15 protein-coding genes are annotated in these 8,709 nt (G+C 59.6%); 2 read left to right on the top strand and 13 right to left on the bottom strand.

The window, feature by feature from the left end; genetic code table 11:
• Positions 1 to 14 precede the first annotated feature (14 nt).
• From JN524_RS19375 to JN524_RS19360, 4 genes are all read right to left on the bottom strand, one after another.
• Complete coding sequence (locus JN524_RS19375) at positions 15 to 590, bottom strand: hypothetical protein (protein ID WP_202370496.1); 576 nt, start codon at positions 588 to 590, stop codon at positions 15 to 17.
• Positions 587 to 901 carry a DUF4406 domain-containing protein gene (locus tag JN524_RS19370; protein ID WP_202370389.1) on the bottom strand — a complete coding sequence of 105 codons (315 nt, stop codon included), beginning with the start codon at positions 899 to 901 and terminating at the stop codon, positions 587 to 589. Before JN524_RS19370 ends, JN524_RS19375 begins: the two co-directional genes overlap by 4 nt.
• Entirely contained in the window at positions 898 to 1,485 is a 588-nt protein-coding gene (locus JN524_RS19365; protein WP_202370388.1) for a hypothetical protein, read from the bottom strand. The genes JN524_RS19370 and JN524_RS19365 overlap by 4 nt, the downstream gene beginning before the upstream one ends.
• A gap of 225 nt (positions 1,486 to 1,710) precedes the next feature.
• Positions 1,711 to 2,634 carry a DNA cytosine methyltransferase gene (locus JN524_RS19360; protein ID WP_202370387.1) on the bottom strand — a complete coding sequence of 308 codons (924 nt, stop codon included), beginning with the start codon at positions 2,632 to 2,634 and terminating at the stop codon, positions 1,711 to 1,713.
• Between the two features lie 81 nt (positions 2,635 to 2,715).
• Here JN524_RS19360 and JN524_RS19355 point away from each other — a divergent pair, with 81 nt between their 5' ends.
• Both JN524_RS19355 and JN524_RS19350 read left to right on the top strand, forming a co-directional pair.
• Complete coding sequence (locus JN524_RS19355) at positions 2,716 to 2,895, top strand: hypothetical protein (protein WP_202370386.1); 180 nt, start codon at positions 2,716 to 2,718, stop codon at positions 2,893 to 2,895.
• Positions 2,896 to 2,961: 66 nt separating this feature from the next.
• Positions 2,962 to 3,558, top strand: a complete 597-nt coding sequence (locus JN524_RS19350) for a DUF6338 family protein (protein WP_202370385.1) — start codon at positions 2,962 to 2,964, stop codon at positions 3,556 to 3,558.
• A 133-nt stretch (positions 3,559 to 3,691) separates the two neighbouring features.
• On the opposite strand, the gene JN524_RS19345 is transcribed toward JN524_RS19350, so the two are convergent.
• The 9 genes from JN524_RS19345 to JN524_RS19310 form a co-directional block, all read right to left on the bottom strand.
• On the bottom strand, positions 3,692 to 4,066 hold the full coding sequence (locus JN524_RS19345) for a hypothetical protein (protein WP_202370384.1): 375 nt from the start codon (positions 4,064 to 4,066) through the stop codon (positions 3,692 to 3,694).
• An 81-nt stretch (positions 4,067 to 4,147) separates the two neighbouring features.
• Positions 4,148 to 4,612, bottom strand: coding sequence for a hypothetical protein (locus JN524_RS19340; RefSeq protein WP_202370383.1), 465 nt, complete (start codon positions 4,610 to 4,612; stop codon positions 4,148 to 4,150).
• Entirely contained in the window at positions 4,609 to 4,851 is a 243-nt protein-coding gene (locus tag JN524_RS19335; RefSeq protein WP_047297523.1) for a hypothetical protein, read from the bottom strand. The genes JN524_RS19340 and JN524_RS19335 overlap by 4 nt, the downstream gene beginning before the upstream one ends.
• Positions 4,848 to 6,470 (bottom strand): YqaJ viral recombinase family protein, encoded by a 1,623-nt coding sequence (locus JN524_RS19330; protein ID WP_202370382.1) that lies wholly within the window; start codon positions 6,468 to 6,470, stop codon positions 4,848 to 4,850. The genes JN524_RS19335 and JN524_RS19330 overlap by 4 nt, the downstream gene beginning before the upstream one ends.
• Positions 6,467 to 7,270, bottom strand: coding sequence for a phage recombination protein Bet (gene bet / locus JN524_RS19325; RefSeq protein ID WP_202370490.1), 804 nt, complete (start codon positions 7,268 to 7,270; stop codon positions 6,467 to 6,469). Before bet ends, JN524_RS19330 begins: the two co-directional genes overlap by 4 nt.
• A 168-nt stretch (positions 7,271 to 7,438) precedes the next feature.
• Complete coding sequence (locus JN524_RS27355) at positions 7,439 to 7,564, bottom strand: hypothetical protein (protein WP_272929691.1); 126 nt, start codon at positions 7,562 to 7,564, stop codon at positions 7,439 to 7,441.
• Positions 7,561 to 7,764, bottom strand: a complete 204-nt coding sequence (locus JN524_RS19320) for a hypothetical protein (RefSeq protein WP_202370381.1) — start codon at positions 7,762 to 7,764, stop codon at positions 7,561 to 7,563. The genes JN524_RS27355 and JN524_RS19320 overlap by 4 nt, the downstream gene beginning before the upstream one ends.
• The gene (locus JN524_RS19315; RefSeq protein WP_202370380.1) at positions 7,761 to 7,994 is read right to left on the bottom strand and encodes a hypothetical protein; all 234 of its coding nucleotides are present in this window, start codon (positions 7,992 to 7,994) and stop codon (positions 7,761 to 7,763) included. The genes JN524_RS19320 and JN524_RS19315 overlap by 4 nt, the downstream gene beginning before the upstream one ends.
• Positions 7,991 to 8,227 carry a hypothetical protein gene (locus tag JN524_RS19310; protein WP_202370379.1) on the bottom strand — a complete coding sequence of 79 codons (237 nt, stop codon included), beginning with the start codon at positions 8,225 to 8,227 and terminating at the stop codon, positions 7,991 to 7,993. Before JN524_RS19310 ends, JN524_RS19315 begins: the two co-directional genes overlap by 4 nt.
• Between the last annotated feature and the right edge of the window lie 482 nt (positions 8,228 to 8,709).

Genomic DNA, 8,709 nt, shown 5'->3' with positions numbered 1-8,709 from the left:
GAAGGGGGAGGGAGTTACTGCTGGTTTGTGTGCCTGGCGTACTGACGTGCCGCCTGCATTTCCGCATCGGTGGCCTTGCGCCCTGACACCCACATTCCATCTGGATGTCGCTTGAAGGTCCACCCGTAGTGGCTGTTCGCCTCGTCGATCATGATGGCGAACTTGCCGCCGCGGGCCTCGATCATCCCCTTGATGCACTCAGGCATCTTGCCGAGCTGGTCTTCGAGGAACTGCTCGGTGAAAGGCTGAGCGGACTTCTCGGCGGTATCGTGCTCATCCACGCCATCTGCTTTCTTGAGTGCTGTAAACACTTCGCCTCGCATCGCATCAATCGCGGAAGACGGCACCGCGCCCGGGTCACCCTGGATTGCATAGAACAGCTCGTTGGATCGGAGCAATAGCGCGGTCAGCTCATCAATCCGCTGATCTGCTGCGTTCAGGCGCTCCTGCAGGGCGTCACGCTCGGCGGTGACGCGGTCGAAGTCACGAAGCAAGTCCTGCGCAATGCTGTGGAACTGTCGGCGCGATAACTCGCTCTCCATCGCCATCTCAAGTGGCATGCCGATCACGCCTCTGGTGATTTCGCTCATCCTGCAATCTCCATCGATACCAGATCATGGGCATTCACGACCTTCATGCCGAGCTCCTTTCCGATGTGCACTTCCAGGCTGGCGCCGCGGGAATCCTGCCAGCCGGGCAGGGTGGCCACGGTGTCGCATTCCATTAGCGCTTTGATGTCACGGCGCATGCATTCGCTCCAGGTGCCTGGGTCTGGATTGAGCTCGGCCGGGTTGATGACGCTGTGCCCGGCGGCGCGCAGGCTGGCGGCCGTTGAATGGAACAGTGGGAAGTTGAGGTCCAGCATGTTGGTCATGGGACCGCTGAGGTAGATGCGCTTCATGCGGCCTCCTTCGGCGTGTAGGTCAGCGTGCCGTCGAGGATCGCTTCCTTGATGGCTTCGAACTCCCAGGCGTAGTACTGCGATTCGACGTAGACGCGCATCTCGCCGTAGTCATGCTGCTTGCGCCGAATGAACGCCTCAGCAGCATCTCGGGTGAAGTGACTGTTCACAATCTCCCAGCGCGTGTTCCAGCCGGTGACGGTGTGGTCATCGCACTCGGCGAGGTATTCCCACTGGTCGTCCTCGTCCATATCCATAAAGCTGCATTCCCGATCAGCCATCAGAGCTTGGTCGATTTCTGCACGCTCCTCGTCGTCGAGGTCTTCCCAGTATTCTTTCGGACTGAACCACCGCCAATCCTCCAGGCAGACAACTCGGCCTTCCGCGTAGTCGATTTCGTAGCCGTAATCGAATCGCTTGGTCTGCACAGTGAAAATGGCGGCCGCTGTGTGGTGCCATTTAACGCCGGCGCCGTTGCAGTGATAGCGGAGGCGCTCAACGAAGTCGGTCCAGGTTGAAGCATCAAGCGCGGCGCCGGTCGCCAATGTCGGCAGCGGCTCGGCCGGTTTGTTTTCTGTGGGCATGGGGCGTCCTATGCCGGGGCATGCCCGGGCGGTGGATAAGTAGGAATTCAAGCGTTTTATTGCCGGCGCAGGAGTCGTGACGGAATGATCTGGCTATCAAACAAGCCGGAGCCCCACCGAATGAAGCGACTCATTGCTGAAGTGATGTACCAGGTACTTATCGAGCTGCTGAGCCAGATCCTGATGCGCTTGGCTGACTGGCTAACGGCGTGGCCGTTGCTGTGACTACGCCGCGGCTTTCAGTGCCTCGATGATGCGCTGCCCGGCGAGTGGCGGTACCGCGTTGCCGGTCATGTGCATGGTCAACTTGTGGTTGTCCGGCCGGAGCGTGTCTTTCGGGAACGACTGCGCGGCCATGGCTTCGTCAGCGCTGATCATCCGCATCATGTCGCCGTCAACGACTGCCCAGCGATCCAGCGTGGTTATTGTGCCGATCGGGCGGTCAAGGCTGCGACCAGTGAGGCCCGAGCCTGAGCCGTAGTAGGGCATCACGAAGCGATCACCGAAGCGCTCGCGACCATTCTTCACACGGATCAGTGTCGACGCGGCGCGGCCTGGCTTGTTGATCGGTGACCACTTGCCGGCTTCGAAGTCGATAATCTCGCGGGCCGGCACGTGCTGGTAGCGGGGGAGTTGCAGGTGTAGCGGGGCCTTGCTGCGCGAGCAGACCATGAACAAGCGCACGCGGTGTTGTGGTACGCCCAGATCGGCGCAGTCCACTATGTGCGGCGCTAGTGCGTAACCCAGCCGCTGCATTGCGTCAGCCCACGCCGGGTACAGAATCCAGTCCATGAACTCCGGTACGTTCTCGATCACCGCGAAGTCCGGCCGGTTGACCTCGGCGTTCTGTACCGGTGCCCATGCAGTTGAGCGCGAGTTGTCGTGCTGAGGGTTGCCGGCAGCCTTGCCGCGAGCCTTGGTGTGCCCTTGGCAGCACGGCGAGGCGAGCATGACATCGTGCTTCGGCACGTCCGCCCAGTTCGCCTGGTGCAGATCTTGACAGGCGTGGATCGTGTCCGGGTTATTGCGGGTGTGCCACTCGACCGCCTCGGGCCAGTGGTTCGCCGCCCAGAGGACATTGAGTCCGGCGTCCTTGCCGCCGCGCGTCCATCCGCCGAAACCAGAAAACAAGTCAATTGCTGTGAGCATGCGGGATCCTCGCCGGCTGGCGTGAAGTAAGTTTGTGGGCTATTGCTTGATATCCCGGCATGCCGCCGGAAGGAGATCGACATGTCCTTAAAAAGCGACACTGAGGCACTTAAGGCTATTGAAGAGGAGGCGCAACGACTTCTGAAATTGACCGAGGAAAAGCTCAAGGTGGAAATTCAGGACGGGCTTAAGCTGATAATCGCCATAGCCACCTACAGAACAAATCTGCTCGACCCTGATGCAATCCGAGACCCGCATTAGCCAACTGGCGTGATTCCTGGAAGTGGGGTATAGGGAAAGCTGAACTATAAAAATGGAATTGCAGCTTTGGACGAATTAGTTAAAGAAGTTATCCCGCTGCTGCAGTATTTGATTCCGGGGTTTCTCACGGCGTGGATTTTTTACTCTCTTACTGCGTTTAAGCGCCCTGATACGTTCGGTCAGATCGTGCAGGCGCTCATCTTCACGTTCGTGATCCATGGGGCAGTCCTTATCGTAAAGGCTGCCCTTTTGTGGATAGGATCAAATTGGTTCATGATTGGTCAGTGGGATGTGAAAGCCGAAGCGTCCTGGTCTTTTGTAATCTCAGTCCTGCTGGGTTTGCTTTCTTGTTACTGGGCGACAAACGACAAGCTGCATACGTGGCTTCGGAATAGGGACATTACTAAGCAGACCTCTTATCCCAGCGAGTGGTACAGCACCTTCGCGCGTCATGAGCGCTTTGTTGTTTTGCACTTGAACGATGAACGTCGTCTTTATGGTTGGCCTTCTGAGTGGCCTTCAGACCCATCGAGTGGGCAGTTTGTGATCGAAGGGCCTAGCTGGTTGGAGAGCAAGGGGGAGAGGCCTTTCGGTGCTGACTTTGTTGTAATCGATTCCTCAAAGGTACAATGGGTTGAATTCACACATGCCGTATCGGAGTAAGCCATGACCAGCAAAGCGCCACAGCCGATGCCTTCAAGCGGAAGATGGGTTATCGCACAAGACGAGAAGTGCAAAAAAAATCCGGCCAATGTGCGGCCTAAGGCACCGGCACCACCACCGCCACCTCGCAATCCTAAGCAGTAACTAACTGCGGTTCGACTATTTCGTCTCCGCTTTCGCCGGGATCCTTAGACAGGTACAACAGCCCGGCATCCCTCAACTGTCGCAACACCTTTTCGCTTGGCTCGTAAGGTGTCGCGACACTCCGAAGCATCCAAGCCTGGGTTTCGAAGTCGGCGGCGATCAGGTTCCTAAGCAGGTTCTGATACACCTCCTGCTGGTTGTTGAATCCGTGGGCGGCCATGACCCGCTTGAGGTCAGGCTTGAACACGCCGGCGACCTCAACAGTAAACTTCTCGACGCCCAACGCAGCGTCCTTCGCTGCTGCCTTCTCGCGCTTTTTCTTCTGCTTGATGGCTTCCTTCGTCGGCTCCTGTACTTCGGCCATGGCCTACCTCTTCAATTCCGCTGGCCGGCAAGTCCAGCCAGGTCTGTCGACGGCGCGTGGCCGCCCGGTTGATGGTTCGTTTCACGCTGCAACCTTCACCTGATGCCAGGCGCCGGCGGCGTAGAACAGCTTCGCGGCTTTGGCTTCTTCCATCGATATCTCGTCCGGAATCGCGATCCAGCCCGACGCGACCAGGTGGTTAGGATTCGCGCTGTTGCGCAGCTCCAAGTAGTAATGCTCGATGGCATCGGTCAGACGCTCGACCTTGTAGATGCCCTCGGGCGAGATCTCCACCGACTTGATGTACTCGGCGCCGCGCTCGTCGCGACACATGGCGCCGATGTAGATCGTCCAGCGGTAGGAGAAATCGAATATCGCGTTGGCGATCGCCAGACTGCGGATCTGCTTGCAGCTCTTCCAGTTCGCCATGATCTGGCAGCCGCTGGGGTCGATGTTCACGACCGCAACGTGGTTGGTGCGCAGCAGCGCCCGGCAGCTGCGTTCGGCCCGGGCGAAACCGTTGTTTGGTTTGCGTTTCGACTTCATAGCGAGTCCGCCATTTTGCGCAGCGCCTTGCGGTCGGCGGCCGAAATCGGCTTCGGGCGCCGCTTGAGGACCGTTTCAGGGTCTATTTTGTTGGAGCGGGGCGGTGGCAGAGGATTGCGTGGCGGGCTTTTCAGTTGATCGATCCGCCCGCCAGCGGCCAGGTACTGGGCGACTCGTTCAGAGATCGCCTCAGCGTCCGGCCGGTGCTGCTCCACCAGATTGAGGTGGTTGCTGATCATGCCGCCACCTTGACCAGCTTTACGCCGGCCATGCTGAACTTGGCGCCTTGGGCGGCGACCATCGCGTCGAGTGCCTCCCAGTCCACGGTCAGCACCGAAATAGGGGCTTGGCCGTAGGCGACAGCTTTGATCAGCGATTCCAGATCGAACACTTCAGCCTGTAGGTTCACCGGTGCCGCGGTAGCGGTTGAGGGTTTCGAGACAGGCAGAACCGGCGCCGCAGCTTTCACGGGTGCCGGACTGGCAACTGGAGCCTGTTCGACCAGCGCCTTGGCCTTTGCCTCGTCCTCGATTCGCTTCAGTTCCTGCTGGCGGATCTGCTCGCGCTGGGCTTCGGCTTTCTGCTCTTCAGATTTCTGGTGTTCCGAAATCCGCAATTTGATCAGCGTGATCAGATCGTCGTTCGCCTTCGTCACCAGATGCTGAATATCGTTGAACAGGAAAGGATAGTCGGCCGCCAGCTCGGCCAAGCTGGCCAGATTCAGGCGAATTGCGTCGGCGGCTTGGCTCGCGGCGATTTTCGCCCGGGCCAGCTCGGTATCGACGGCGTCCTGCAAGCTGGCGATCGTGCGCTTGTTCTTCATGGCGCCGGCGAAGTCTGCGGCGACTACCGGCATGGTGACCCGGCCCAGCGTCTTGTTGATCGCCGCGATATGGTCTGTCAGCGACTGCTCTGCTTTCTGCTTGATGTTGGTCTTCACCAGCAGCTCTTGAGCCTTCACCAGTTTGTCGACCTTCAGTCGAGTCTCGCGAGCGTGAGCGCTGATCCGATCCAGTGAGGAAAACAGGTCGTCAATGGTCTGGGTTTGAGATAGTGCCTGTTTCTTCGCCGTCGCCACGGCCTCTTCAACATCGCCGCACCATTTCACGGCCTTCTTGGCGTCGGCGAAGTCCTGATCTGTAGTCAGCTCGGTCTTCACGGAGTCGATCACCGCCAGTGCCGATTCCTCGAACACTTTTAGGTTGCTCGCGGTGACCATGCCAGTCAGTTCGATCCGTAGCGCTGGCAGCTCGTCCGGGGCCTTGCCGACGACAATAGAAGGCGCCTCGGCCAATTCGAAGTTGGCCAGGTCGGCCTCGAACTGTTTCCAGCCTTCCACCAACTGCGCGGCCCGGCCAGCGACAGGCCGATACTCCATGTGCACGAAGTTTTCAGGGGTACCGTCTGAGCAAACAAAGATCACACGCTCGGCGCCGCTCACCAGCAGTTGCTGTTCAAGCTGCCAGTAGTAATGCGGCTCCAGATTTTCGGCACGAACCTGGGCAGCCAGCGATTCATTCCAGAGCTTGTGCTCGAAAAGCGTCTCGCCGAGCATAGTTGCGCCGTCCATGGACGCGAGCAGGTTGCCGTCGGTGCCTACGACTGGGTACAGCTCTTCGCCGATCATCACTTCAACCAGTGGCCGGGCCAGCGCTTCAGTGGCGTGGCCTTTGTCGAAGATGTACTGCTGAGCTTGGTTGACTTCCGGCGCAATGCCGGTTTTTTTCAGCGTCAGCAGCTCGGAACGGGTTTGGTACTTCGAGGCTCCCATCATTGCTGGGGCCTCGGAGGCGGTGAAGTGCTGGGCGCGGAGTGCATGCCACTCGGCGGAGCCTTGAGCTACGTTGTGAATTTTCATGCTTTGTCTCCGTCGATGGCTTTGAGGTTCTGGATTTTTTCGATCTGGGCCGGGCTCAGCGTGTATTTGCTGCTGATGGTCGCGATCAGGTGTTCTGGGCTGGTGCGGTTGGCATCAACCAGCGGCTGCCATTTGGCGATGTTCTCTTTCAGAAGATCATCGGAGTAGGGCGGAAGAGCTTCGGGCTCAGGCTCTTGCTGACTCTGCGGACTCACATCGCGCGGCGCCTCTTCGAATGTTTTGCCTTCCATCTCGTCGGCTGTTGGCGCTGATCCGACCTCGGGAAAGGCCTTGCGCAGTGCCTGAGCCTCGGCACACTTCGCCAGTTGAGCGAAGGCGCGGCGCTTCCACATGGAGTTCGGCGCAATGGTGTCTTTGGCTGCCGTGGCGTAGTTTTCGAGCCAGCGCTCGTTGGCGGTGAACTCGGCGACAAGGCCGTTCGACATCTGGCGCTTGACGGTCACCCGGCACCACTCTGGATAAGTGACTTCAACGCCGCCCAACTTTGCTGTGATCGATGGCCCGTACTCCGGATCGCTGATTCCGGCGTATTGCCCGGTGCGCGCAGCCTGAATGCGGTAAAGGCCGATACCGGGCATGACCGTGTCGACCATTCCGCGCCCTTTTTGGTAGATGGGAACGATGTGCACCGGCTTGAGCATCGGGTCGAGCTGAGCCGCCTTGCAGTAGGCCAGCACCATCACTACAGAGTTGTGCGCCGCGCCTGGATACAGGCTTCCGCTCAGCACTTCGACGAGCGCGTCCTCGGAGATGGCTGGCAGATGGTCAGCCTGTTTCATTACTGCGGACATGGGGAATCCTTGCCGCGCCCAGCGCAGCGATTGAATGCTTGGTTTATTGAGTGATGCGGTCGGCGAGGGCGCTGAGCAGCATCAGGAAGGTGAAAACGCCGAGAGAAGAGAACGAGCCGCGCCAGATCAGTACGCGACGCGCCCATTGGCGACCGGTCACCGGAACACCCGGTAGGTGATCGAGTGCGGTACCTGGCAGACAGCGGACGAGTCGCGCACCGCGCTGTAAGCAGCCAGCACCACAACGAGGCCGGCAGCGAGACACCAGAACATGATTTTCATGCCTTCACCTCATACGCGACTGTCCATTCCCCGCACATGCAGGCTCGACCGCTCCAGGCATGGACGTTCGGGATGCCCGCATCGTGAGCCAGTGAAAGAGCGCCCAGCCATTTGGTGTGGGTGAAGGCCAGAATCATGCGATCGGCGGGCAGTTCTTCGATCTGCTCGTCGCTCAACGATTTAACCGGTGGCGTTGTCATGCTGCAGCTCCTTGCTTGATCGAGGCGTTGTAGGAGTCGTAGATCTCGTCGATGCGCGCACGGAGCCGCCGGTGTTCATCGTCATCAATGGCGCGCAGCAGGAAGGCGAGGGTGATGCAGGAGGTCGCGGCCGCGCTGGCGTTGGGCTTGCCGAGGTCGCGCTTCATGTTGTTGATCTCACCCTCGATCCAGGTGATCGCTGTCTGGTGGTCTCGCTGCTGGATGTTCATTTCAGCCCCCAGAATTCGCCGTAGGCGACGACAGCTGCTGCGACGCGCTTGGCTCGGGCCTTGCGTTCGATCAGCACCTGCGCTGCGGCCTGCTCCTGCAACTGAGTGCACTTCAGCGCCGCGGCCTCGTAGTCGTGGAAGTCTTCAGGCCTTGGCGCTTTCGGGCGCCCCCAATCGTCGTAGCGCCTGTCCCACTCTCGGGCCTGCGCACTGTCTGCATAGCTGGTTGCCATGGTCGCCTCCGTGGTGGCGGGGTGTTGATCCAACAAAACTCGGATGCACTCATCCGCTCCGCTGGTTGCCGTTGGGCGCGGAGGGGAGTGCATTCGAGATTGGTCGGGGAGGGTGGCCCGGTCTCGCTGCTGGCGACAGACCGGGTTTGCAGCATCAGATTGTCGACGTGCGTGGGGTGGCCTACCTCATTCGGCCGATGCGCGGTGACATCGACGGCCTACTGTCCGCTGCCTGTATGAGTGATGGGCGCCGGTCTTCAGGCTTGCCGCGCCGCGCGAGGTGGGTCAGGTCAGCTATTTCATGACGGTCATCCTCCAGTGCGCGCCGTTGGCATCTTGGCGGGCGATCGCCGGTCTCTGGTGTTGCTGAGTGCAGGTGTCCAGCGTCTGCTGGGTTGGCGTCCGCATCGGACTGCTCTCAGGCTTCCGGTGGAGGTTCTTGAACGATCTCAAGCCTGCCGTGAAAGATGGAGAGCAGTCCG

Origin of the sequence: Pseudomonas sp. MWU318, assembly GCF_016756945.1 — a bacterium.
GTDB lineage: Bacteria > Pseudomonadota > Gammaproteobacteria > Pseudomonadales > Pseudomonadaceae > Aquipseudomonas > Aquipseudomonas putida_A.
Note: the sequence above shows the minus strand (reverse complement) of the source record. Positions and strands in the feature narration are given on the sequence as shown.

What these genes read in the sequence shown, in the direction of transcription:
- JN524_RS19315 (WP_202370380.1), bottom strand. Translation starts at nt 7,994, where the DNA reads ATGAACATCCAGCAGCGAGACCACCAGACAGCGATCACCTGGATCGAG.
- JN524_RS19345 (WP_202370384.1), bottom strand. Translation starts at nt 4,066, where the DNA reads ATGGCCGAAGTACAGGAGCCGACGAAGGAAGCCATCAAGCAGAAGAAA.
- JN524_RS19375 (WP_202370496.1), bottom strand. Translation starts at nt 590, where the DNA reads ATGAGCGAAATCACCAGAGGCGTGATCGGCATGCCACTTGAGATGGCG.
- JN524_RS19340 (WP_202370383.1), bottom strand. Translation starts at nt 4,612, where the DNA reads ATGAAGTCGAAACGCAAACCAAACAACGGTTTCGCCCGGGCCGAACGC.
- JN524_RS27355 (WP_272929691.1), bottom strand. Translation starts at nt 7,564, where the DNA reads ATGAAAATCATGTTCTGGTGTCTCGCTGCCGGCCTCGTTGTGGTGCTG.
- bet (WP_202370490.1), bottom strand. Translation starts at nt 7,270, where the DNA reads ATGAAACAGGCTGACCATCTGCCAGCCATCTCCGAGGACGCGCTCGTC.
- JN524_RS19370 (WP_202370389.1), bottom strand. Translation starts at nt 901, where the DNA reads ATGAAGCGCATCTACCTCAGCGGTCCCATGACCAACATGCTGGACCTC.
- JN524_RS19330 (WP_202370382.1), bottom strand. Translation starts at nt 6,470, where the DNA reads ATGAAAATTCACAACGTAGCTCAAGGCTCCGCCGAGTGGCATGCACTC.
- JN524_RS19365 (WP_202370388.1), bottom strand. Translation starts at nt 1,485, where the DNA reads ATGCCCACAGAAAACAAACCGGCCGAGCCGCTGCCGACATTGGCGACC.
- JN524_RS19360 (WP_202370387.1), bottom strand. Translation starts at nt 2,634, where the DNA reads ATGCTCACAGCAATTGACTTGTTTTCTGGTTTCGGCGGATGGACGCGC.
- JN524_RS19320 (WP_202370381.1), bottom strand. Translation starts at nt 7,764, where the DNA reads ATGACAACGCCACCGGTTAAATCGTTGAGCGACGAGCAGATCGAAGAA.
- JN524_RS19355 (WP_202370386.1), top strand. Translation starts at nt 2,716, where the DNA reads ATGTCCTTAAAAAGCGACACTGAGGCACTTAAGGCTATTGAAGAGGAG.
- JN524_RS19310 (WP_202370379.1), bottom strand. Translation starts at nt 8,227, where the DNA reads ATGGCAACCAGCTATGCAGACAGTGCGCAGGCCCGAGAGTGGGACAGG.
- JN524_RS19335 (WP_047297523.1), bottom strand. Translation starts at nt 4,851, where the DNA reads ATGATCAGCAACCACCTCAATCTGGTGGAGCAGCACCGGCCGGACGCT.